Origin of the sequence: Pedobacter heparinus DSM 2366 (assembly GCF_000023825.1) — a bacterium.
Taxonomy (GTDB): Bacteria; Bacteroidota; Bacteroidia; order Sphingobacteriales; family Sphingobacteriaceae; genus Pedobacter; species Pedobacter heparinus.
In genome coordinates this window covers 130,622-154,326 of the sequence record NC_013061.1, presented here as the reverse complement: position 1 = coordinate 154,326, position 23,705 = coordinate 130,622, and the positions used below count along the sequence as shown (strand labels likewise).

At 42.5% G+C, this 23,705-nt stretch carries 20 protein-coding genes; 8 read left to right on the top strand and 12 right to left on the bottom strand.

Annotated features, from left to right (window positions below; translation table 11 throughout):
• Positions 1 to 5: 5 nt before the first annotated feature.
• The 3 genes from PHEP_RS00640 to radA all read left to right on the top strand — a co-directional run bounded on the left by PHEP_RS00640 (position 6) and on the right by radA (position 4,257).
• Complete coding sequence (locus PHEP_RS00640; RefSeq protein ID WP_012780306.1) at positions 6 to 875, top strand: tetratricopeptide repeat protein; 870 nt, start codon at positions 6 to 8, stop codon at positions 873 to 875.
• Positions 876 to 1,127: 252 nt separating this feature from the next.
• Positions 1,128 to 2,678, top strand: a complete 1,551-nt coding sequence (locus tag PHEP_RS00635; protein ID WP_012780305.1) for an Rne/Rng family ribonuclease — start codon at positions 1,128 to 1,130, stop codon at positions 2,676 to 2,678.
• A gap of 202 nt (positions 2,679 to 2,880) precedes the next feature.
• Positions 2,881 to 4,257 carry a DNA repair protein RadA gene (gene radA, locus PHEP_RS00630; protein WP_012780304.1) on the top strand — a complete coding sequence of 459 codons (1,377 nt, stop codon included), beginning with the start codon at positions 2,881 to 2,883 and terminating at the stop codon, positions 4,255 to 4,257.
• 310 nt (positions 4,258 to 4,567) lie between these two features.
• Here the strand turns inward: radA and carB are convergent, their stop codons facing one another.
• Positions 4,568 to 7,384, bottom strand: coding sequence for a carbamoyl-phosphate synthase large subunit (gene carB / locus PHEP_RS00625; protein WP_012780303.1), 2,817 nt, complete (start codon positions 7,382 to 7,384; stop codon positions 4,568 to 4,570).
• 215 nt (positions 7,385 to 7,599) lie between these two features.
• The gene (locus PHEP_RS00615) at positions 7,600 to 7,911 is read right to left on the bottom strand and encodes a carboxypeptidase regulatory-like domain-containing protein (protein WP_012780302.1); all 312 of its coding nucleotides are present in this window, start codon (positions 7,909 to 7,911) and stop codon (positions 7,600 to 7,602) included.
• 117 nt (positions 7,912 to 8,028) lie between these two features.
• Here PHEP_RS00615 and pnuC point away from each other — a divergent pair, with 117 nt between their 5' ends.
• From pnuC to PHEP_RS00590, 5 genes are all read left to right on the top strand, one after another.
• The gene (gene pnuC, locus PHEP_RS00610; RefSeq protein WP_012780301.1) at positions 8,029 to 8,643 is read left to right on the top strand and encodes a nicotinamide riboside transporter PnuC; all 615 of its coding nucleotides are present in this window, start codon (positions 8,029 to 8,031) and stop codon (positions 8,641 to 8,643) included.
• Positions 8,627 to 9,157, top strand: a complete 531-nt coding sequence (locus tag PHEP_RS00605; protein ID WP_012780300.1) for an AAA family ATPase — start codon at positions 8,627 to 8,629, stop codon at positions 9,155 to 9,157. Before pnuC ends, PHEP_RS00605 begins: the two co-directional genes overlap by 17 nt.
• Before the next feature lie 135 nt (positions 9,158 to 9,292).
• Entirely contained in the window at positions 9,293 to 11,794 is a 2,502-nt protein-coding gene (locus tag PHEP_RS00600; protein ID WP_012780299.1) for a TonB-dependent receptor, read from the top strand.
• Positions 11,795 to 11,801: 7 nt separating this feature from the next.
• Entirely contained in the window at positions 11,802 to 12,434 is a 633-nt protein-coding gene (locus tag PHEP_RS00595; protein WP_012780298.1) for a thiamine phosphate synthase, read from the top strand.
• A 34-nt stretch (positions 12,435 to 12,468) separates the two neighbouring features.
• Positions 12,469 to 13,746, top strand: coding sequence for an MFS transporter (locus PHEP_RS00590; protein ID WP_012780297.1), 1,278 nt, complete (start codon positions 12,469 to 12,471; stop codon positions 13,744 to 13,746).
• A 23-nt stretch (positions 13,747 to 13,769) separates the two neighbouring features.
• On the opposite strand, the gene PHEP_RS00585 is transcribed toward PHEP_RS00590, so the two are convergent.
• The 10 genes from PHEP_RS00585 to PHEP_RS00540 all read right to left on the bottom strand — a co-directional run bounded on the left by PHEP_RS00585 (position 13,770) and on the right by PHEP_RS00540 (position 23,703).
• The gene (locus tag PHEP_RS00585; RefSeq protein WP_012780296.1) at positions 13,770 to 15,518 is read right to left on the bottom strand and encodes an ABC transporter ATP-binding protein; all 1,749 of its coding nucleotides are present in this window, start codon (positions 15,516 to 15,518) and stop codon (positions 13,770 to 13,772) included.
• A 102-nt stretch (positions 15,519 to 15,620) separates the two neighbouring features.
• The gene (gene frr, locus PHEP_RS00580) at positions 15,621 to 16,184 is read right to left on the bottom strand and encodes a ribosome recycling factor (RefSeq protein WP_012780295.1); all 564 of its coding nucleotides are present in this window, start codon (positions 16,182 to 16,184) and stop codon (positions 15,621 to 15,623) included.
• Between the two features lie 40 nt (positions 16,185 to 16,224).
• Positions 16,225 to 16,932: a UMP kinase gene (gene pyrH, locus PHEP_RS00575; RefSeq protein WP_012780294.1), complete on the bottom strand. Its 708-nt coding sequence runs from the start codon at positions 16,930 to 16,932 to the stop codon at positions 16,225 to 16,227.
• Positions 16,933 to 16,976: 44 nt separating this feature from the next.
• Entirely contained in the window at positions 16,977 to 18,077 is a 1,101-nt protein-coding gene (nagA, locus tag PHEP_RS00570; RefSeq protein ID WP_012780293.1) for an N-acetylglucosamine-6-phosphate deacetylase, read from the bottom strand.
• An 88-nt stretch (positions 18,078 to 18,165) separates the two neighbouring features.
• A complete protein-coding gene (gene tsf / locus PHEP_RS00565; protein ID WP_012780292.1) occupies positions 18,166 to 19,005 on the bottom strand; it encodes a translation elongation factor Ts in 840 nt (279 codons plus the stop codon).
• 99 nt (positions 19,006 to 19,104) lie between these two features.
• Entirely contained in the window at positions 19,105 to 19,929 is an 825-nt protein-coding gene (rpsB, locus tag PHEP_RS00560) for a 30S ribosomal protein S2 (RefSeq protein ID WP_012780291.1), read from the bottom strand.
• Between the two features lie 18 nt (positions 19,930 to 19,947).
• On the bottom strand, positions 19,948 to 20,334 hold the full coding sequence (gene rpsI, locus PHEP_RS00555; RefSeq protein WP_012780290.1) for a 30S ribosomal protein S9: 387 nt from the start codon (positions 20,332 to 20,334) through the stop codon (positions 19,948 to 19,950).
• Between the two features lie 11 nt (positions 20,335 to 20,345).
• On the bottom strand, positions 20,346 to 20,789 hold the full coding sequence (gene rplM, locus PHEP_RS00550; protein ID WP_012780289.1) for a 50S ribosomal protein L13: 444 nt from the start codon (positions 20,787 to 20,789) through the stop codon (positions 20,346 to 20,348).
• Between the two features lie 156 nt (positions 20,790 to 20,945).
• Positions 20,946 to 22,703 (bottom strand): OmpA family protein, encoded by a 1,758-nt coding sequence (locus tag PHEP_RS00545; protein WP_012780288.1) that lies wholly within the window; start codon positions 22,701 to 22,703, stop codon positions 20,946 to 20,948.
• Between the two features lie 28 nt (positions 22,704 to 22,731).
• The gene (locus tag PHEP_RS00540; RefSeq protein ID WP_012780287.1) at positions 22,732 to 23,703 is read right to left on the bottom strand and encodes a PorP/SprF family type IX secretion system membrane protein; all 972 of its coding nucleotides are present in this window, start codon (positions 23,701 to 23,703) and stop codon (positions 22,732 to 22,734) included.
• Positions 23,704 to 23,705 lie beyond the last annotated feature (2 nt).

Here is a 23,705-nt window from a genome sequence, read left to right as displayed (position 1 = left end):
TAGCCATGATAAACAGTATCCGTTCCAGACAAATTATTTTAATTGGCGCAATGGTTTTGCTGATTGCATTTTTGTTTACGAGGGATATTAAAGGTTTGGTGAAGCCAAAAGAAGAACCTACAGCTGCTGTTCCAGCCGGCGGTCAGATGGCCCCTGCCGAGACAGCAGTTATTAATTTAACTGAGGTTTCTGTTACCGGTAAAAATCTATTGAGTGCTAACCTTGCCGCAGAAATAACTGCTTTGGAAAACGCCTATAAATCGGCTCCTGAGGCAAATAAAGCTGCCGCAGCAAAACTGTTGGCCCAAAAATGGGATGATGTGGAACAGGCTGTTCCAAGCGCCCTGTATTTAGAGCTGATGGCCGAGAAAGAGCCGACATTAAACCACTGGTTATCAACAGGCGAACGTTTTTTAAAAGCATTTGACAACACACGCGATAGTTTATTGCAACCGGCATTGTTACAAAAGGCCCATACGGCCTATACCAATGCGGTGAAAATAGATTCGGCCAGTGCCGATGCAAAAACCGGACTGGGCATTACCATTGTTAATGGAATGGGCATGCCAATGCAGGGTATAGCGATGCTGATGGATGTGGTTAAAAAAGATCCTAAGAATTTAAAAGCAAATATGAGCTTAGGTACTTTTGCGATGAAATCGGGTCAGTTTGACAAGGCCGTAAACAGGTTTAACGACATTATTGCCATAAAACCTTCACCGGACGCCTATTTTTACCTGGGAACAGCTTATGAGAACCTGGGCAAGAACGAAGAGGCTATTGACGCCTATTTAAAGAGCAAGAAATTAGCGGGCAATGCAACTTTATCAAAATTTATTGACGATAAGGTGAAAGCATTAAAAAGTAAAAATTAATAAACAGATTTATAAAAATATTTAAAATTTAAAATTATGCCGAGCGGTAAAAAAAGAAAAAGACATAAAATGGCTACCCACAAACGCAAAAAACGTTTAAGAAAAAACAGACATAAGAAAAAATAATTTTTCTTAAAGTATTGCTCAACATAAAGGCTAGGATTTGTGATCGTAGCCTTTAGTTGTTGGCAGTAATGTTTTTTTTATTGTCCATGTGTTAATAAGGTATTTATACCTTAAAATCTGTAGCTTTTGGTAAAGGAACTAATTATAGATTCATCTCCTTCGGGAGTAACCATAGCTTTAGTTGAAGACAAACAACTTGTAGAACTCCATAAGGAGCAGATCAATAACAATTACGCTGTAGGCGACATTTATTTAGGCCGCATAAAGAAAATTATGCCGGGCCTAAATGCTGCGTTTGTTGATGTTGGTTATGAAAAGGATGCTTTTTTGCATTACTTTGATCTTGGTCCGCAAGTACAATCTTTAATAAAGCTTACGAAAATCAAGCGTAATGGCTCTGTTAACGGCACTTTATTAGATAATTTCAAATTAGAGGGTGACATTAACAAAGCAGGAAAAATATCAGAGGTGGTAAGTAAGAACCTCGTTTTGCCTGTCCAGATCGCTAAAGAGCCCATCTCAACAAAAGGACCCCGTTTAAGTTCTGATCTTTCGATTGCCGGAAGATATATTGTATTGGTGCCCTTCTCAAATGTGATCTCTATTTCCAAAAAGATTAAGAGCAATACTGAACGTAATCGTCTTAAAAAGATTATTGAAAGTATTAAACCTAAGAATTTTGGCGTGATCATCCGAACGGTATCAGAAGGCAAGGGTGTTGCCGAACTTCAGAAAGACCTTTTAGATTCGGTAGCCAAATGGGAAAACTTCATTAAGAAGTTGCCCGATGCGGAGCCTTCTAAACGTGTTTGGGGAGAAATGGACCGGACTTCGACACTGATCCGTGATATTTTGAGTACCGATTTCACGAATGTATATGTAAGCGACAACAATCTGTTCGAGGATATCCGCTCTTATGTACATGAGATCTCTCCGGAAATGGAGAAGATTGTAAAACTGTACAGACATAAAGAGCCTATATTTGAACACTTCGGGATTGAGAAGCAAATTAAAAATGCTTTTGGGAAAACGGTAAACCTGGCTGGTGGTGCCTACCTGGTGGTAGAGCATACTGAAGCCTTGCACGTAATTGACGTAAACAGCGGCAACAGAACGGCCAGCAAGGAAAATCAGGAAGAGAATGCCTTACAGGTAAACAAAGAGGCGGCAAAAGAGATTGCCCGCCAGCTGCGTTTGCGTGATATGGGTGGTATTGTGGTGATCGATTTTATTGATATGCACAAACCGGCAAACAGAAAAATGCTGTTTGACCATTTGAGGGACCTGATGCAGTTAGACCGCGCCAAACATACCATATTACCACCAAGTAAATTTGGGCTGGTCCAGATCACCCGTCAGCGTGTACGGCCGGAGATGAACATTGTGACCAGTGAGAAATGCCCGGCCTGTGACGGGACGGGAGAAATTAAGGCAAGCATTGTTTTGATGGATGACATTGAAAACAATCTGACCTATATTTTGCAGGAGCAAAACGAAAAAAATATTACGCTTTGTGTGCACCCTTACATTGAAGCCTACATTAAAAAAGGATTTATTTCTTTACAGTGGAAGTGGTTCTTTAAATTTGGACAGCGCATAAAGATTAAAGCTGTGCCTTCGTATAACCTTACTGAATTCCACTTTATTTCGTCAAAGGACGAAGAGATCAAATTATAATACCTTTTCGGTTGTTCAACAGGCCTGATTTCGAAAAAGAGATCAGGCCTGTTTTGTTTTCAAGCTGATTTTACTGGAATTTAAGTTAAATTCGTAAGCCCTTACATTATATTGTGTCTTCCTGAACATCGCAAGAGAAAGTTGCATTACAAAGTGAGGGCCCGGTTCAGGGTAACGAAATGGTTCATTAAAATTAAATAAATTGGCTAAAACAAAATCAGCATATTTTTGCCAGAGCTGCGGATACGAATCAGCAAAATGGCTGGGCAAATGTCCGTCCTGCAATGAGTGGAATACTTTTGTGGAAGAGGTTATTGAAAAAGCAGCTGCTAAAGTGCCCGCCTGGAAAACAAGTACCGGTACCCAGCGCGTTAGTAAGCCCAACAAGGTAGACAATATCCAGTCTATAACCGAAGAACGCATTTTGACCGGCGATACAGAGCTTGACCGGGTTTTGGGCGGGGGCCTTGTTGCTGGTTCTGTTATTTTGATCGGCGGTGAGCCTGGCATTGGCAAATCCACTTTAATGCTGCAGCTGGCCTTAAACATTTCGGGCAAAAAGATTTTGTATGTATCCGGAGAGGAAAGTGAACAGCAGATTAAAATGCGGGCAGAGCGGATCACTGTACAGCCCATGGCAGATTGCTACATCCTGACAGAAACTTCCACACAAAATATATTTAAACAGATAGAAGAGCTTGAGCCCGATATTGTGGTTGTCGATTCGATACAGACCCTGCATTCGGCACACATAGAATCTACCCCGGGCAGCGTGTCGCAGGTAAGGGAGTGTACGGCCGAGTTGCTGCGTTTTGCAAAGGAGACGGATACCCCGGTATTTCTAATAGGCCACATTACCAAGGACGGAACGATTGCTGGGCCCAAAATACTGGAACATATGGTGGATACCGTTTTACAATTTGAGGGCGACAGGCACCATGTATACCGGATATTGCGGTCGATAAAAAACAGGTTTGGTGCTGCAGCCGAGCTTGGGATCTATGCCATGCACAGCAGCGGATTGAGGCAGGTTTCCAACCCATCAGAAATACTGCTTTCCCAGCGGGATGAAGAGCTGAGCGGAATTGCCATATCGGCCACTTTAGAGGGCGCCAGACCAATGTTGATTGAAACACAGGCCCTGGTGAGTGCGGCAGCCTATGGAACCCCCCAGCGGTCCTCAAATGGCTTCGATACCAAAAGGATGAACATGCTGCTTGCCGTGCTGGAAAAAAGATGCGGGTTCAGATTGAGCACAAGAGACGTATTTTTAAATATTGCCGGCGGAATAAAGGTAGAGGACCCGGCTATTGACCTGGCCATCCTGGTGGCCATTATCTCTTCTCATGAGGATATATTTATTTCTTCAAAAATATGCTTTGCTGCTGAAGTTGGCCTTTCTGGCGAGATCAGGGCGGTAAACCGAATTGAACAACGCATTTCTGAAGCAGAAAAGCTTGGTTTTGAACGGATCTTTATTTCTAATTACAACAGGAAAGGGCTGGTAGTTGAACGTTATAAGATTGAGTTGATTGCAGTGAGCAAAATAGAAGATGTTTTCTCCCAGTTATTTGGATAAACAGCTAAAACGTAGAAAACAAACCACATATTTCTACAGTACGGGGATTTATTTACACGAAATTGTAATTACACTTCTTTTGTTGTTTTTCATACCCACCTAGTTATAAGATAGTTACACCATCAAACAAAGGTATTTTGAAAATGGCCTGTTAATTGCCTTTATTCAATCGTTAACGTTCATTTATGGATTTTAACAAACAATAGGGATGATTATCCTCGTTATCGTAAGGTAACGAGGATTTTTTATTTCAGGGGGGAAATTGACGAAGGCCTGTAAAATAAAAAAGTCCCTTTCGGGACTTTCTATATTACTTGGACAAATACATCGATTTATCTTTAATCAATTTTCTGAAGTAAGGATCTTCGGTGTCTTTAATGAACCTGATGGCCTCGCCGGTCGATTTCATTTCCGGGCCTAATTCTTTAGTTACCTCAGGGAATTTGTTGAAGGAGAATACCGGTTCTTTAATGGCATAACCTTTCAGTTTGCGCTCGATGGTAAAGTCTTTCAGTTTATTTACACCCAGCATCACCTTGGCGGCAATATTGATGTAAGGCACATCATAAGCTTTAGCAATGAAAGGAACCGTCCTGGAAGCCCTTGGATTGGCCTCAATCACATATACTTTTTCATCTTTAACTGCAAACTGGATGTTCAACAGGCCGATGACATTCAGTGCTCTTGCAATCTTTTTAGAGTAAGTTTCCATGTCGTTCATTACCTTTTCAGATAAGCTGAACGGAGGCAATACCGCACTGGAATCTCCGGAGTGGATACCAGCTGGCTCAATATGTTCCATCAATCCAACGATATGTACATCTTCCCCATCACTGATCGAATCAGACTCTGTTTCTTCTGCCCTATCCAGGAAATGATCGATCAATACACGGTTACCGGGAAGGTCTCCCAATAATTTCACGACCGCTTTTTCCAGGTCTTCATCGTTGATCACGATGCTCATTCCCTGTCCGCCCAATACATAGCTTGGTCTGACCAATACCGGATAACCCACTTCATTTGCTACAACTATTGCTTCTTCGGCATTTTCTGCAACACCATATTTTGGATAGGGAATATCAAGTTCCTTTAAAAGGTCTGAGAAACGGCCCCTGTCTTCGGCCACATCCATGTCGTTATAAGAAGTGCCGATAATCTTAATGCCATTCTCGTGCAGCTTCTCGGCCATCTTTAAGGCCGTTTGTCCGCCTAGCTGTACAATTACACCTACAGGGTTTTCCAGTTCTATAATTTCTCGTACATGCTCCCAGAATACCGGTTCAAAGTATAGTTTATCGGCCATGTTAAAGTCGGTAGATACCGTCTCTGGGTTACAGTTGATCATGATGGCTTCGAAACCGGTTTCTTTGGCGGCAAGCAGACCATGCACACAAGAATAGTCGAACTCTATACCCTGCCCGATACGGTTAGGACCAGAGCCAAGTACAATCACTTTCTTTTTATCAGATGGCAAAGATTCGTTCTCTTCCTCAAAAGTTGAGTAATAGTAAGGTGTTTTTGCAGCAAACTCGGCAGCACAGGTATCCACCATTTTGTAAACGCGTTTGATGCCCAACGACTTTCTGCGCTCGTATACTTCATCTTCGGTTACATTGCCCAGCAGATAGGCAATCTGGATATCAGAAAAACCTTTCTGCTTTAGGGTAAAGAAGAAGTCTTTAGGAATATTATTTAGTGAATAACGTTTCAGCTCTGTTTCCAGCTGCACCAATTCCTGTATTTGTGACAGGAACCATTTGTCGATACGGGTAACTTTACGGATCGACTCAAGTGGCACACCCATACTCATGGCATCCTTGATCAGGAACAACCTGTTCCAGCTGGCATGCTCCAGGCCATACATGATTTCGTCGATGTTTCTTTTGTGCTTACCATCTGCACCCAGACCTGCGCGGCTGATCTCTAAGCTCTGACAAGCTTTTTGGAGGGCTTCGATAAAAGTACGGCCGATAGCCATCACCTCACCTACCGATTTCATCTGCAGGCCCAGCTCCATATTGGCGCCTTTAAATTTATCAAAGTTCCAGCGGGGTACTTTTACGATTACATAGTCTAAAGTAGGCTCAAAGTAGGCCGAGGTTGTTTTTGTAATCTGGTTTTCCAGTTCGTCCAGGTTATACCCGATAGCCAGTTTAGCCGCAATTTTGGCAATAGGATATCCTGTTGCTTTACTGGCCAGGGCCGACGAGCGGGATACCCTTGGGTTGATCTCGATGGCAATGATCTCATCGTTGTCGGGATTTACCGAGAACTGTACATTACAGCCTCCGGCGAAGTTTCCGATGGCGCGCATCATGCGGATAGCCTGGTTACGCATATCCTGGTAGCAACGGTCGGACAAGGTCATTGCCGGTGCTACGGTGATGGAATCTCCTGTATGGATACCCATTGGATCGAAGTTTTCAATAGAACAGATAATGATCACATTGTCATTACTGTCCCTTAACAACTCCAGTTCATATTCTTTCCAGCCTAAAACGGCTTGCTCTACCAGTACCTCATGGGTAGGAGAAGCCTCAAGCCCGCGTTTTAAAGCCTGGTCAAATTCTTCTTTTTTGTGTACGAAACCACCTCCATAACCACCCAATGTATAAGAAGGGCGGATAACCAATGGATAACCAATTTCCTGGGCTGCTTCTTTACCTTCCAGGAAAGAGTTGGCAATTTTTGAAGTAGCTACCCCTACACCTATATCAACCATTAACTGGCGGAAAGCTTCCCGGTTTTCAGTTTTCTCGATTGCTGCAACATCCACACCGATCACTTTAACACCGTATTTTTCCCAAATGCCCCGTTCAGATGCTTCAATACAAAGATTCAACGCTGTTTGTCCACCCATAGTAGGCAGTACAGCATCAATTTTGCGTTCCTGCAAAATCTGCTCAATAGAATCTACCGTTAGCGGCCAGAGGTAAACATGGTCCCCAATCACTTTGTCGGTCATGATGGTTGCAGGATTTGAATTGATGATCGAAACTTCAATTCCCTCTTCTTTTAAAGATAAGGCGGCTTGAGATCCCGAATAGTCAAATTCGCAGGCTTGGCCAATGATGATAGGGCCCGATCCGATAATTAGTACTGAGCGTATGGAGGTGTCTTTAGGCATAAGGCTTTAAAAAGTCTAATGTATTATGGATAAAAAAATGCAGTTTTGAGACCGGAATAGTCCAGAGATTTCCCTTGCAGGGTATAAAGCTCCCGACTCTTCTGTCGGGATGCAAAGTTACGCTTTTGTGTGTTAAAAATCTGCTATTTTTAAAAAAACCCTTATAAATAAAAATGGAGGATAAAATACCCTCCAAATCATGCTACAAACTTTAGTTATTGCTGAAGCTTAATCTCGCCAACATCTGTTACGGCGCTGTCTATAACGGCCACGTTCTCTACTGATGTATCTTTATAGGGCGCTTTGGCCTTTATCCATAAGGTATAGGTGGCCGGTTTTATTCCGCTGAACATAAAACTACCATTCCTGATTTCTGCTTTAAGGGTATCTGTTCCTGTCACGGCAAGCACCTGTACAGCTCCATCAGGCGGACTGACCTTACCCTGTATGCCAGTCGCTTTAATCAATGTGAAGGCAAAAAACGTGAGCAGCAAGCCCGCTGCCACTAAGAAGCTTATCTTTTTCATTGCTAATCAATTTTAGTTTAACCTTTATTTCAGTTGTAATGATGATCTTTCATTTATAGACAAACAATATTCCGGATTGTTTTAAACCATGCAAGATCCATTTAGTACTTTTGGGCGATGATTGAATTACTGAAGGACAGCTTTACTCAATTTTTTATTCAAACCGGGGCCTTGGAGTGGTTTGGTGTGTTTACCGGTATACTTTGTGTATGGCTGGCGGCCAAGAACAACATTTACAGCTGGCCTATTGCAATTGTAAGTGTAATCATCTATATCTTTATTTTCTTTGAATCGAAATTGTATGCCGATATGGGCCTGCAGTTTTATTTCTTTTTTATGAATGTATACGGCTGGTATTACTGGAGCAAAAACAGGAACAACCCGGCTGCCTCCAGACCGATAGCGCACATTACCCAAAAAGAAATGCTGCTGTCTGCAATTGGCGTTGTCGTTTTCACCTTCCTGCTGGGGCAGCTGCTGCATAAAAATACAGATGCTTCTTTCCCTTTTATTGATAGTTTTTGTACCGCCTGCAGTCTGGTTGCCCAGGTATTTCTTGCCCGTAAGGTGATACAGAACTGGCTGATCTGGATTTTTGCAGACATCATTTATGTAGGGATGTACGTGTCGAAAGACCTGTATGCTACAGCTGTGATGTATGCATTATATGTTTATATTGCAATTGTTGGTTATTTGGACTGGAGGAAGATTTACCGTGAACAGGAACATTAAAAAAATTGCCATTGTAGGCCCGGAAAGCACGGGTAAATCGACCATTACTGCACAGCTGGCCAGGCATTACGAAACACTTTGGGTGCCCGAATATGCGCGGTATTATTGTGCAGCCCTAACCGAACCCTGTAACTTACAGGATGAGACCAATATGTTTCACGGACAGGTAGCCCTGGAAGAATCGATATTGTCTATTGCCGAAAAAGACTTCATTTTTTGTGATACTACCTTTCTGACGGTAAAAATATGGAGCGATGAGGTTTTTGGCGAAACGCCTCAGGTAGTGCTGGATGCCCTGCCCTGCTATCATTATGACCTTTATTTACTGATGGACATCGACCTGCCCTGGCAGGAAGATCCGCTGCGCGATTTCCCTCATAAACGCGAGCATTTTATGCAGGTATGGCATAAGGAACTGAAAGCTTTAAATGCAGCTTACATAGTGATAGGCGGTCAGGAAAACCGGCTGGACAATGCCATTGCTGCTGTAGAAAGTTTGCTATTGATAAAATAAGCTTTACCTTTGCTTCATCAAAAAGGGGTGCCTTGTTTTGTAAAAAACACGAAAACAGGCTGAGAGTATACCCATTATATCTGCAAACAGATATAAACACCTGATCCGGATAATGCCGGCGGAGGGACAAGAGTTATGGAAAATTATTTAAAATCAAGCAAATTGAAAAGATCAATTATCGCAGTGTTCACTGTGCTGATGCTGCCATTGCTATCAATGGCACAGTTCAGCATTTCGGGAACTGTATCCGAAAAATCAAACCAGGTACTACCGGGCGCTTCTGTAAGGCTCAAAAACAAAGGGACAGGCCTTACTTCCGATGCCCATGGGCAGTACCGTTTTAACAACCTGAAAGCAGGGAATTATGTGCTTATTGTAAGTTATATTGGTTACCGGAGTACAGAAAAGGCAGTCAGTTTAAATGCAGATGCAGTAGTAGACATAACATTGGCCCCCGCTGCCTTCCTTGCGGATGAAGTAATTGTAAGGGCCACGCGGGCCAATGAAAAATCGGCCACCACCTATAAAAACATCGGTAAAAAAGAAATTGAAGAAAACAACTTTGGCCAGGACCTGCCTTTTATACTGAACAATACACCGGGTGTAGTGGTCACTTCGGATGCAGGTGCAGGTGTGGGCTATACCGGCATCAGGATAAGGGGCAGCGATGCCAGCAGGGTAAATGTGACCGTAAATGGTATTCCCTATAACGACAGCGAAAGTCAGGGTACCTTTTGGGTAAACATGCCAGATTTTGCTTCTTCGGTAGACAATATACAGATCCAGCGCGGAGTGGGTACCTCTACCAATGGGGCCGGTGCTTTTGGTGGCAGTGTAAATATACAAACGGCATCTGTTGCCGATCAGGCTTATGCCGAACTGAACAACGCTTATGGCTCATTTAATACTTTAAAAAATACCGTTAAGGTTGGAACAGGGATGATCGACAACAAATGGAGCTTTGACGGGCGTTTATCCAGGATAAAATCGGATGGTTTTATAGACCGGGCGGCTTCCGACCTGAAATCATACTTTTTGTCGGGCGCCTATTACGGTAAAAAAGACCTGTTGCGCATCAATGTATTTTCGGGACAGGAAAAAACCTACCAGGCCTGGAACGGTGTTCCCGAAGCAAAATTAAGGGGAGACCTGGTAGCCCTGGAAGAGCACTACAACAACAACCTGGGTTATCTGTATTATACAGATGCCGATCGTGCAAACCTGTTCAATTCCAACAACAGAACTTATAACCAGTTTACTTATAAAGACCAGAACGACAATTATACCCAAAGCCATTACCAGGCTTTATATGCCAGGCAGTTGAACGAAAAATTTTCGTTTAACGGGGCCCTGCACTATACCGATGGCGCCGGTTATTTTGAAGAATATAAGAACGACCAGAAGTTTAGCAAGTATGGTTTGCCGGATGTAAGTGTTGGTGGTAGCCCCATCAGCAAAACCAACCTGGTTCGTCGCCGCTGGCTGGACAATGACTTTTACGGCCTTACCTACGCGTTCAATTACGTCCCCTCGTCCAACTTAAACATTACCTTAGGTGGTGCGTATAATCAATACCGAGGTAAACACTTTGGCCAGATCATCTGGGCCCAATATGCTTCAACTGCTGCAAATGATTATCATTACTATGATGGAAAAGGAAATAAAGATGATTTTAACACCTATGCTAAGGTGAATTATTCTCCTGTAAGCCAGCTCAGCTTATTTGCTGATCTTCAGTATAGAAATGTAAATTACGACATTACCGGCCTTGATAAAAATCGCAACACCCTTGATTTCCATAATAAATACAATTTTTTCAATCCTAAAGTTGGTGCCACTTATTTTATAAATCAACAAAGTAACGTTTACGCATCCTTTAGTGTGGGGAACAAAGAACCAAACCGCGACGACTTCAGCAATCTTAAGGCAGGGCTGCCCGTTCCAAAATCAGAACATTTAAATAATGTTGAAGCAGGCTACCGCATTACAGACAAAGACTTTAATGTGGGCATCAATGTTTATGGAATGTTCTATAAAGACCAGCTTATTTTCACTGGAGAGGTGAATGATGGAGGAGACCCTTACCGACAGAATGTAGATAAAAGTTCCCGCATGGGACTTGAAATAGATGGATCCTATAGCATTAGTCCAAAGTTTATCATCAATGCCAATGCGGCCTTAAGCCGGAACAAGATCAAAAATTACATAGATTACGTTTCAGTATATGATGCCAATTTTGACCTGATCAATGTACAGGCTACCAGCTATGCCAATCCTGATATTTCCTTCTCACCCAACACCGTATTGTTCGGAGAGCTGGTTTACAAGCCGCTTAGTGGCTTTGCAATGGCCCTGCAAAGCAAATATGTAAGCAAACAGTACATGGACAATACACAGAATGAAAGCCGTAAACTGGATGCCTACTGGGTAAACAATGCCAGGCTGGGCTATGATTTTAATTTAAAGGGGATAAAAAATATCAATATCGGCTTGCTGATCAACAATATCCTGGATAAAAAATATGAGAGCAATGGCTATACCTATAGCTCCATTTATCCATGGGGCATGCTAACAGAAAACTTTTATTTCCCTCAGGCCGGAACAAATTTCTTACTTTCGCTGAACCTGAAATTTTAACCCGGTTATGAAGAAGTTCATCGAGAAGCTCCATTTTATTACGCATGATATTGAACACTTAAGCCACCTGGAACAGGCGCAGATTGCCTGTACTGCAGGTGCAAAATGGATACAATACCGTTGCTTAACCAAAAATGACAATGAGCTGCCGGCTGATATCAATGCCATTGCCGAGATCTGTGACGACTGGGGAGCCACCCTGATCGTTACAGATCATGTGCACCTGAACGGCATGGCCGACATACAGGGTTTTCATATCGAAGATATGGCTGCTGATTTTGTGAAGCTCAGGCAGCAACTGGGTGAAGCCCTGACCATTGGCGGATCGGCAAATACGGTTGAGGGCCTGATCAGACTGGCCGCTGAAGGTGCCGACTATGCCGGTTTTGGCCCCTTTTATACCACGCTTACCAAACCCAACGACCTGCCCTTACTTGGTATTGAAGGCTATCGTAAAGCGATGGGCCTGCTGAAGGAAAAGACAATAGATTTACCTGTACTGGCAGTTGGGGGCATAACAGCTAACGACATTGACCCTTTGATGAATACTGGTATTTTTGGTATCGCGGCATCTGCTGCCATTAACCGGGCAGATGATATGCGGGAGGCCTATCTCTCATTTTATGACAGAATCATGTAAATACTTTTTTTAGCTTTGTTTAAAGTATCTACCCTTGGACGATCATACAGTCATAACAGAAAAGCCCGACCTTTACGCAGCCTTACGGCTCAAAGAATTCAGATATTATATGGGTATGCGGTTCTTCTTTACGTTTGGCTATCAGATGCAGGCCGTTATCATCGGATTCCATATTTATCATTTGACAAAAGATCCGCTGGCCCTGGGCCTGGTAGGCCTTTGTGAGGCCATTCCATCTATTGGCATTGCCTTGTATGGAGGCTATGTAGCCGATAAATCTGAGAAAAGGGGCTTGCTCATGAAAATTTTCATTACCGTATTCCTTTGTTCCTTTGTAATGATGCTGGTTACCATTCCGCAAATGCACGCGTATGTGCCGGCAAATTATGTGGTGCCAGTCATGTACCTGATGATCTTTGGGATTGGCATAGCCAGGGGCTTTTACAGTCCGGCTGCTTTTTCTGTAATGGGACAGGTTGTGCCTAAGGCGCTATACCCCAATTCCAGTACATGGAACAGCTCGGCCTATATGACCGCTTCAATTCTGGGCCCTGCGGTAGGTGGGCTGATTTATGCTTTCTTTGGTGTAACTGTCACTTATGCCGTTATCATTGCCTTCATCCTTGTTGCACTCTGCTTCATTTTCCTTTTAAAACCAATCCCGGCTAGGTTCATCCCTAAAGAAAACATTGTCAAAAGTCTTACAGAAGGTGTAAAATTTGTATTTAAAAACAAAATGATGCTGGGCGCCATGAGCCTTGACCTTTTTTCTGTTTTTTTTGGCGGAGCCGTTGCGCTGCTGCCGGTTTTTGCGAACGATATTCTCAAAGTGGGGTCTGAAGGACTGGGTTTTATGCGGGCTGCTGCATCTGCGGGGGCGGTGATTACCATGCTGGCCATGACCCGCTTTTCACCTATGAACAAGCCCTGGAGAAATCTGCTTATCGCGGTAACCGGCTTTGGCACGAGCATCATTTGTTATGGCATTTCTAAAAACTTTTACCTTACCTTATTCTTTTTGTTTATGGAAGGAGCCTTTGACAGTGTGAGTGTCCTTATCCGTTCTACCATCATGCAGTTGCTTACACCCGATGAGATGCGGGGCAGGGTATCGGCAGTGAACAGCATGTTTATCGGCTCTTCTAATGAAATAGGAGCCTTTGAATCGGGTTTAACGGCCAAACTGATGCGGACTGTTCCGGCAGTGGTATTTGGAGGCAGCATGACCATAGTGGTAGCCGGACTTACTTACTTAAAAACAAAAAACCTGCTCAGGTTAAGCCTTAATGAAATTAACGAACAAAGGGCTTAAGCGCCGGCTCATAAACCAGCTGGTTAAACTTCCTGCCTTTCCCCGATCTGCTGTCTCCACATGGCATAATACAGCCCATTGAGCGCAACCAGATCATTGTGGGTACCTTCCTCTATCACATTTCCTTTCTCCAGCACATAGATGCGGTCGGCATGACGAATGGTAGACAACCTGTGCGCAATTAAAATGGTAATGTGGTTATCTATATCCGACACCTCTCGAATGGTAGCGGTAATCTCTTCTTCAGTTAAAGAATCCAGTGATGAAGTGGCCTCATCAAAAACCAGGATATCCGGTTTACGCAACAAGGCACGGGCTATTGATAAACGCTGCTTCTCGCCACCTGACACCTTAACCCCACCCTCACCAATTACTGTATCCAGCCCCTTATCAGCTCTGGACAGCAGGTTCTGGCAGGCAGCCTGATGCAATACCCGCATACATTCTTCGTCGGATGCTCCTGGCCTTACAAACTGCAGGTTTTCCCTGATGGTTCCTGAAAACAATTGCGTATCCTGTGTTACAAAGCCTATTTTTTCCCGGAGTACATCCAGGTCTATATTTTTTCCCGGAATGCCATTGTATTTTATGTCGCCCGTTTTAGGACCGTACAATCCAACCAGTAGTTTAACCAGGGTTGTTTTTCCTGAACCGGAAGGGCCAACAAAAGCAATTGTTTCTCCTATTCCGGTTTTAAAGCTGATGTTGTTGAGGGCATTGGTATTGGCCGACTGATGCTTAAAACCCACATTTTCAAATTCCAGTTCTGTTATTTTAGTCAGTGTGGCCGGACGCTCAGGTTTCTTATCTTTCGGGATAGACATGATACGTTCAAAATTGTTCAGCGAGACCTCAGTTTCCCTGTAAATATTAATGATGTTGCCCAGTTCCTGCAAAGGCCCAAAAATGAAGAAGGAATAGATAAACAGCGAAAAGAATTCTCCTACGGTAATGCGTCCTGCAAAGATCAGGTACATCATTAAAAAGAGCAGGCCATTGCGCAGCAGGTTCACAAATGTTCCCTGTATAAAACTCAGGCTCCTGATGTACTTTACTTTTTTAAGTTCCAGGCCCAATATTTTGGTTGTAGTGCTGTTTAACCTGTTGATCTCCTGCTTGGCCAGACCCAAACTTTTTACCAGCTCAATGTTACGCAGGGATTCTGTGGTAGAGCCTGCAAGGGAAGTGGTTTCAGCCACAATATTTTTCTGCACACGTTTAATCCGTTTGCTTAAAAAGGAGCTCAAAAAACCCAATAAGGGAATGGCCGAGAAATAGACCACTGCTATTACCCAATACACAGATATGGCATAAACCGTAACAAATACAATTCCGATGATACTGGTAAACAAAACGTTAATTGCGGCCTGCACCAGCTTTTCGGTATCCAGTCTGACCTTCTGTAGTATGCCCAGCGTTTCTCCGCTTCGCTGATCCTCAAACACCTGATAGGGCAAATCTAATGAATGGGCCAGACCATCAGAATAAATCTTTGCACCCAGGCGCTGTGTAATTACATTTACATAATAATCCTGAAAGTTCTTGGCAATACGGGATACCATTGCAGCCCCCATGGCCAGCAAGATCAGCACACCTGCACCTTTTATAAATTCATCCGTAGTAAAATTCTTATAATTGGTTACGTATTTATCAATAATGAGGCGAAATACGTAGGGGTCAAGAAAAGAAAATATCTGGTTAACCGCCGCCAGAAACAAGGCCAATACGATCAGACCTTTATAGTTTTTTAAATAGCTGAACAAGATTTTCATATATGGGGTTTGGGTAGATTATTAAAAAATAGCTGTCAAAAATAAAGAAAGGGAATGAAGCATTCTCTTCATTCCCTTTAATTTACAAGTAGATTATAATCTTTAAACTGTCATGATATCTTTTTCTTTTGCTTCTGCATGTTTATCAACTTTGATGATATAGGCATCCGTGATCTTCTGCACTTCAGCTTCACCGGTTTTGATCTCATCATCAGAAACGCTTTCGCCTTTCAGTTTTTTGATCTTTTCGTTGGCATCCTTGCGGATGTTACGAACAGTAATGCGACCTCTTTCGGCTTCTTCCTTCACTTTTTTCACCAGGTCTTTCCTACGTTCTTCTGTCAGCGGGGGAACCACCAGACGTATAACAATACCGTCATTTTGGGGGTTGATGCCTATATTTGCTTCCATAATGGCGCGTTCTATAGGTGTAAGCAGGGTCTTTTCCCATGGCTGTACAATTAAGGTACGCGCATCAGGAGTATTGATACTTGCCACCTGGCTCAAAGGGGTTGGATTTCCGTAATAATCAACCATGATGCCATCCAGCATTCCTGCCGAAGCTTTACCTGCACGAATTTTTGTCAGTTCAGCTTCGCAATGCAAAATAGCCTTTTCCATAGTGGCCTGAGCATCTTGTAATTGTTTCTTTATGAGGTCATTCATAATTATTAAATTTAACCAAAAATATAAAATTTATTTAGCATCAGCTCCTTACAAGCGTACCAATCCCATCACCATTTGCTATTTTCATAAAATTACCGGTTTTGTTCATGTCAAAAACAATGATCGGAAGGTTGTTCTCTTCACACAATGTAAAGGCGGTCATATCCATCACATTCAGGCCTTTGGCATAAACTTCTTTAAAAGATATTTCTGAATATTTTGTGGCCGTAGGGTCTTTTTCCGGGTCCGCCGTATAGATTCCATCCACACGTGTCCCCTTCAATACTACATCTGCTTTAATTTCAATTGCACGAAGCGCTGCAGCCGAATCTGTTGTGAAGTAAGGGTTACCGGTACCCGCTCCGAAAATAACAACACGCCCTTTTTCAAGGTGGCGCACTGCCCTGCGACGGATAAACGGCTCGCAGATCTGTTCCATTTTTATGGCAGTAAGGAGCCTGGTTTTCAGGCCAACTTTTTCCAGGGCATCCTGCAATGCCATACTGTTAATTACAGTGGCCAACATGCCCATATAATCGGCCTGGGCACGGTCCATACCCGATTTTTCAGCACTCAGACCTCTAAAAATATTACCACCACCAATCACAATTGCTATTTCAAGACCTTCATCGTGTACCGCTTTGATGTCTTCCGCATATTGTCTTACTACCTCGTTATCAATACCATACTGCTTATCGCCCATCAGCGATTCGCCACTTAATTTTAGTAGGATCCGTTTATACTTCATGAGGCCAAAAATACCAATTTGTTTTAATTAACAAGCGTCGAAATCTACAAACCGTCCACAAAAACTTTACGGAGCTGAAGTTCAGCATTCAGCAGCAGCAGGTTAGCCCTGCTGCCCACGCTCAAAGAACCGATTTCATCAGACAGTCCCATTAAACCCGCAGGCAATGCTGAAGCCTTGTTTATCGCGTCATACAACGGAATTTCGCAATATTTTACACAATTTTGTACTGCCTGGACCAGGGTGATATTAGAGCCAGAAAGCGTGCCATCTGCTGTAATAAATTTTTCGCCGGACAGCTGATGCTGATAAGGACCGGTATCGCATTCCGTTACCGCATCTGTAATTAAAAATAAGCGGTCGCCCATCAGTTTATGGCTCATTTTTACTACCTCAAAATCCACATGGTTGCCATCCGCTATGATACTGGCCATTGCACTGGGGTGGTTAAATACAGCAACAGGTAAATTTGGCGTCCGGTGATGTATGGGCGGCATGGCATTAAACAAATGCGTAGTAGTCTTAAATCCATTGTTATAAGCAGCAGTAGCTTCAGCAAAGCTGGCATCACTGTGTCCAAGTGATAAAAGCACACCATGTTCCAGTAAACAGCTGATCACCGCCTCGTCCTGAAGTTCTGCAGCGAGGGTCATCATCTTTACCGTGCCATCAGCATGGTCCAGCAAACGTTTCACCTCATCTAAACTGGCTTTATGGATATAAGCTGCTATATGTGCGCCCCTGCGTTTAGGATTCAGATATGGTCCTTCCAGGTGCAGGCCTAAAAAACCCCGGGCTTCCGCACGATAAGCTTTGGCTGCATCAATACTCTGGTAAACGATTTCCATGCTATTGGTGGCCACACAGGCCAGGAAACCAGTAGTGCCTTTTCCAATCAGGTCTGCGTCCATTTGTTTTAAGGTATCTGCTGTCGGATAGGCCGAAAAAAGCTGGCCTCCACTGCCATAGATCTGCAGGTCTATAAAAGAAGGACAAAGGTAATCACCCCTGGCATCTATACGCTCAAACCCATCTGGAATGGTTTCATTGGAAATTTTTGTGATTTTTCCATTTTCTATAAGTACATGCTGGTCTGCTGACAGCAGCCCCTCTTTGAAGAGCTTACAATTGGTGATTGCGATCATAGCGGTTATCCGATTTATACCATCAAATATAAAACAAAAAAAAAGCCTCCTGAAAACAGAAGGCTCTTCTAAAAAAATTAACTAAGTATTAAGCTCCTAATTGTACGCGTTTAAACGCAACAACAGTTAAACCATTAGAAACATCGTTTAAGAATTTACGTACATCCTTAGATGAATCTTTAACAAATTCCTGGTTTAACAAAGTACTGTCTTTGTAGAATTTATTTAATTTACCGGCAGCAATTTTTTCTACCATTTCCTCAGGTTTACCTTCAGCACGGATCTGCTCTTTAGCAATTTCAGTTTCGCGCTCAATAGTAGTAGCATCCACATCAGCTTTATCTAAGGCAACAGGGCTCATTGCAGCAATCTGCATAGCCACATCTTTACCGGCTTCCTCAACACCTGCACCAGCCTGGTTTAAAGCAACCAATACGCCTAAACGGTAGTTACCGTGAATGTAAGGAACAACTTTATCACCAGTAACGGTTTCAAATTTAGAGATACCGATTTTCTCACCGATTTTACCTGTGTTTTCAACAATGATATCTGACACTTTTTGTCCGTCAACCTCTAAAGCTAACAGCTCTTCTAAAGAAGCAGGATTTTTATCGATAGCCAGGTCAGTAAATGTATTGGCCAAAGCAACAAAATCAGCATTTTTAGCCACAAAGTCGGTCTCGCAGTTCAGTTCAACTACTACACCGCGTTTGCCATCAGCAGTAGCTTTAGCAATAACAACCCCTTCGTTAGAATCACGATCCTGACGGGAAGCAGCAACTTTAGCGCCTTTTTTACGTAAATAATCAACCGCAGCTTCGAAATCACCGTTCGCTTCGATCAATGCTTTTTTACAGTCCATCATACCAGCACCAGTTTGTTGGCGCAATTTGTTTACATCAGCTGCAGAAATTTGTACTGTCGACATTTTAATTCTTTTTAAGTTTTTATCAAAAAATTAAGGGTTGTACGCAGATTGTTGTAAGTAGAACCTGCAACGCACAACATACAACCCATATTATATTATTTAAGCTTCTTCGCTTGTACCTTCTTCGGTCTCAGCCTCAACTTTTTTCCTTCTTGCACCAGGAGCAGCAGCTTCAGGGGCATCAGCAGCAGCTTTAGCAGCTACAGCTTCTTTTTCGGTTTCTTCATCTTTTTCGCGTTTGCGCTCATCTAAACCTTCTTCAATTGCTTTGATGATCACATCAGTAATTAAAGAGATCGATTTAGTAGCGTCATCATTCGCAGGGATTGGGAAATCGATGTTTGAAGGATCAGAATTGGTATCTACCATTGCAAAAGTTGGAATGTTTAATTTCAACGCTTCACTAACAGCGATGTGCTCTTTTTTAACGTCAATTAAAAAGATAGCAGCTGGCAAACGGTTTAAGTCTGCAATACCACCCAATAAGCTTTCCAATTTGATACGCTCACGCTGGATCATTAAACGCTCTTTCTTAGAAAGGATCGAATAAGTACCGTCTTTAGTCATTTTATCGATGTTAGACATCTTTTTGATCGACTTGCGTACAGTAGCAAAGTTGGTTAACATACCACCTAACCAACGCTCGGTTACGTAAGGCATATTTACTTTTTTCGCCTGATCGGCAACAATTTCTTTAGCTTGTTTCTTCGTCGCTACAAATAAGATCTTACGACCAGATTTTACGATCTGTTTGATCGCTGAAGCAGCTTCTTCAGTTTTAGTTAAAGTTTTATTTAAATCTATAATGTGGATACCGTTGCGCTCCATGAAAATATATGGGGCCATTTTTGGGTTCCATTTACGGGTAAGGTGACCAAAGTGTACACCTGCATCCAATAAGTCTTGATATGTAGTTCTTGCCATTGTTTTGTCTCCTTAAGATTAACGTTTACTGAATTGGAATTTCTTACGTGCTTTCTTGCGTCCTGGTTTCTTACGTTCAACCATACGCATATCACGGGTCATTAACCCTTTAGCGCGTAATGCTGGTTTTTTCTCAGCATCTAATTCAACAATAGCTTTAGCGATAGCCAAACGAACTGCTTCTGCCTGACCTTTTACGCCACCACCTGCTACGTTTACATTTACATCATACTGACCAACAAGTTCAGAAACTTCGAACGATTGGTTAACAATGTATTGCAAAGGCAATGTTGGGAAATATACTTTGTAGTCTTTACCATTTACGGTAATGGTGCCGTTGCCTTCTTTTAAATAGATACGTGCAACAGCTGTTTTTCTTCTTCCTGAAGTGTTTGTAACTGACATTTCTTCTTTAATTAAAGTTTAATGGTTTTTGGTGATTGCGCCGCATGAGGATGTTCTGCACCTGCATAAACAAAAAGGTTGGTGAACAATTTTGCACCAAGCTTAGTTTTAGGTAACATACCACGAACAGCTTTCTCGATAACACGCTTAGGATGTTTCGCCATTAACTCTTTTGGAGAAATGAAACGCTGACCACCTGGATAACCAGTATAAGAAATGTAAACTTTCTCAGAAAATTTATTCCCGGTCAACTTGATCTTGTCTGCATTAATAACAATAACGTTATCACCGCAGTCTACGTGTGGGGTGTACTCAGGCTTGTTTTTACCACGGATGATCATAGCGATCTTCGATGACAAGCGCCCCAAAATCTCGCCTTCAGCATCCACAACAACCCACTGTTTGTTAACAGTTTTTGCATTGGCAGAGACAGTTTTGTAACTTAACGTATTCACTTGCTTGTATTTAATTTGTTTAACAATTGTTTATTCCCCCTAATTTTTAGGGACTGCAAAGATAGAGAGAAATATTTAATTGTCAAATAGTTGAAGAGATATTTATTTGATCTGTAATTATTTTAGTTAAACCAAAGCACTTACAAACCCTGTTAATTACCAGGCTGTTATTTTAAATTCCGTTCTTCTGTTTAACTGGTGCTCCTCTTCAGTGCATTTTATACCATTTGCACAACGGTTTAACAATAGCGTTTCCCCATATCCTCTGGCTTCTATCCTATTTTTCTCTATTCCCCTTGAAATCATGTAAGTAACAGCAGATTCGGCCCTTTTTTGCGATAAGGTAAAATTATAGGCATCGTTTCCCCTGCTGTCGGTATGTGAGCCCAGTTCAATCCAGATCCTGGAATTGTCTTTCATGATCTGCACCAGTTTTTCCAGTTCCGCAGCAGCATCGGCCCTTATGTCCCATTTATTGAAGTCGTAATAGATGTTTTCCAGTCTGATGGGCTTGTTGTTTTCCTTTGTTTGAAGGAACTCCTTCTTATTAAGGGTTCCGGGATCTGTTGGTTCTTTTGCGATAAGGACGGGACTGTTGGTTACCTGGCGTTCCATACTGTAGATATCATCACTACCCTTGCCACCAAAACGATTTGAAGAAAAATAGGATATCCCGGTATTTACATCGGTATTAAATGCAAAATCATCTTGGGGGGAATTAACCGGGAATCCTAAATTTTCGATCTTATTTTCTCCTGTGGCATTTTTTGAAAGCCTAAAAATATCCAGGCCACCCATTCCTATCCTTCCATCTGAAGAAAAGTAAAATGTATTTTTATTGGCTACAAAAGGGCAGCGCTCATTTCCGGCAGAATTTACTTCCTGCAAATTTACCGCATCTCCCCATTCGCCAGATTGAAGCTTTTCTACGTAGTAAATATCTGTTCCGCCCAAACCACCCGGCATATCTGAAACAAAATAAAGCCTGTTCCCGTCTTTGGAGATGAACGGATCACCAACCGAATACGCATCCGCCTTATTGTATTTAAAGGGAATGGCTTCTTCCCACTTTCCAGCGTTTTTTTTGCTGCTGTAAATTTCTACATTAATGGTTGCAATGTTGTCTTTTCCCCTACCCGGCTTTTCAGGTATCCGGGTCAAAGTAAAGTACATGGTATTTTCATCGGCCGTAAAACTTGCCGCGCCAATATGGTAATTGGTTTTTGCGTTAACAGGAAAAACCCGGACACTATCAGCACCATGTTGGGTATAAAGTTTAAGGTACCCGCTTCCTGTCCAGCCATAAATTTTTCTATCAGGAAATTTAGTGCCGTCAAATTTTAAAAACGGTGCTTTTACATTCGCCTTACCTATATTTATTCTGTCAGAAGCAAATACCATTGCATCCTGATAAATTACACTACCCCAGTCTGATTGCGGCCCGTTTAGGGCACCGAGGTTATTGACCTGGATCTGGGCCGGGTTTTTCATCCAGTTTTCCGCAGAATCACAGGAAGCCAGCAAATTGTTTTTTATGACTGAAGAAATGGTGTTTTCTTTGGCAAAATAATTTAAATATTGTGCTTTGGCTTCGCTGTATTTAGCATTTTGCTGCAGCGCCATTGCGTAATATAAAGTGTTTTCATTTTTACTGCCTGGCAACCTGGCAGCAAGGGCATACCAGCTTTCCGCGGCCAGGTAATCGTTCTTCAGCTGATAAGCCTCTGCCAGGCGCTCTGCAGTGTGTAAAGTAGCTTTCTTTTTATACGCCTGTGTATATAAATTTATTGCCTTATCGTAATTAAACAGGTCAAATTGCTGATCTGCTTCTTTCAAAATATATTGCGCCTGTACAATGCCCAGATTTAATAGCAATATGGAAATGGTTGATACCAATGGCAGGGTTCTCTTCATTTTTATACTTTTTTATCTGTTTACACTTTTAAAAATACCGTGGACTTAGCATGCGGGTATTTTTTCGGTTAAAGAAATAGCCTATAGACAGCTCATGCGTACCATTGCTGTAGCCCTGCATCGGACCCATCGAAAAATCGTAAGCATAACCAATCCTTAAATTGGAACCCGGAAAAATTTGTATTGCCGCCACAGCCGAATTGAGGTTGGACAATCCTTGCTGGGCGTACTGTTTATGGTATAGCTTAACTCCTGTACGGTAGGCTCCACCAAGCCATAACTTATCGGCCAGGATAAAAAAAACATTTACATCCAAACTTGTGGGACCGCCACGGTCATCTTTCAACAGAAATGAAGGTTTTAGCAAAATATCAGTAGATAAGGGCAGCAACATTCCTGCTGTTAAATAAAAATGCGGCTTGGGCTGGGGCATAAAAGCATACTTTTTAATATCAATGTATTGCGATACCAGGTTATCTACACTAAACCCTGCATAAAAACGCTGATCGGCATAATATACCCCTGCTTTAGCATCGGGTACAACCGTATTTTGCAGGCCTGTGGGCTGATCGGGTTCCGGGTCATTAGGGTTAAGTAAGGCGCCGTTTATTCCTAACTGTATCAGACCTGCACTAACCCCAAAAGCCAATCTGGAGGTGCCATCGGCACTCATTTTCAGGCGATAGGCATAGCTTGCGTAGGTCGAAAGGTTACTTTGTGCCCCTAATTTATCACCAGACACCTGAAAAGCCAAACCAACATTTCCCCCATTAGCGATGGCATCTACGGCTAAAGACATGGTTTTCGGAGCTCCTTCTATCCCCGTCCACTGGTTCCTGTAAAAAGCATGTAGGTTCAGCTGCTCCCGGTACCCTGCATAAGCCGGGTTTATATATATGCCATTAAACATGTACTGGCTAAACTGTGCATCCTGTTGTGCCTGGACAGGATGCAGGAGGAAAAATATTAATCCTGTAATTAATAATATGAGTTTCTTCATCT

What these genes read in the sequence shown, in the direction of transcription:
- PHEP_RS00640 (WP_012780306.1), top strand. Translation starts at nt 6, where the DNA reads ATGATAAACAGTATCCGTTCCAGACAAATTATTTTAATTGGCGCAATG.
- carB (WP_012780303.1), bottom strand. Translation starts at nt 7,384, where the DNA reads ATGCCTAAAGACACCTCCATACGCTCAGTACTAATTATCGGATCGGGC.
- PHEP_RS00615 (WP_012780302.1), bottom strand. Translation starts at nt 7,911, where the DNA reads ATGAAAAAGATAAGCTTCTTAGTGGCAGCGGGCTTGCTGCTCACGTTT.
- pnuC (WP_012780301.1), top strand. Translation starts at nt 8,029, where the DNA reads ATGATTGAATTACTGAAGGACAGCTTTACTCAATTTTTTATTCAAACC.
- PHEP_RS00600 (WP_012780299.1), top strand. Translation starts at nt 9,293, where the DNA reads ATGGAAAATTATTTAAAATCAAGCAAATTGAAAAGATCAATTATCGCA.
- PHEP_RS00595 (WP_012780298.1), top strand. Translation starts at nt 11,802, where the DNA reads ATGAAGAAGTTCATCGAGAAGCTCCATTTTATTACGCATGATATTGAA.
- PHEP_RS00585 (WP_012780296.1), bottom strand. Translation starts at nt 15,518, where the DNA reads ATGAAAATCTTGTTCAGCTATTTAAAAAACTATAAAGGTCTGATCGTA.
- frr (WP_012780295.1), bottom strand. Translation starts at nt 16,184, where the DNA reads ATGAATGACCTCATAAAGAAACAATTACAAGATGCTCAGGCCACTATG.
- pyrH (WP_012780294.1), bottom strand. Translation starts at nt 16,932, where the DNA reads ATGAAGTATAAACGGATCCTACTAAAATTAAGTGGCGAATCGCTGATG.
- nagA (WP_012780293.1), bottom strand. Translation starts at nt 18,077, where the DNA reads ATGATCGCAATCACCAATTGTAAGCTCTTCAAAGAGGGGCTGCTGTCA.
- tsf (WP_012780292.1), bottom strand. Translation starts at nt 19,005, where the DNA reads ATGTCGACAGTACAAATTTCTGCAGCTGATGTAAACAAATTGCGCCAA.
- rpsB (WP_012780291.1), bottom strand. Translation starts at nt 19,929, where the DNA reads ATGGCAAGAACTACATATCAAGACTTATTGGATGCAGGTGTACACTTT.
- rpsI (WP_012780290.1), bottom strand. Translation starts at nt 20,334, where the DNA reads ATGTCAGTTACAAACACTTCAGGAAGAAGAAAAACAGCTGTTGCACGT.
- PHEP_RS00545 (WP_012780288.1), bottom strand. Translation starts at nt 22,703, where the DNA reads ATGAAGAGAACCCTGCCATTGGTATCAACCATTTCCATATTGCTATTA.
- PHEP_RS00540 (WP_012780287.1), bottom strand. Translation starts at nt 23,703, where the DNA reads ATGAAGAAACTCATATTATTAATTACAGGATTAATATTTTTCCTCCTG.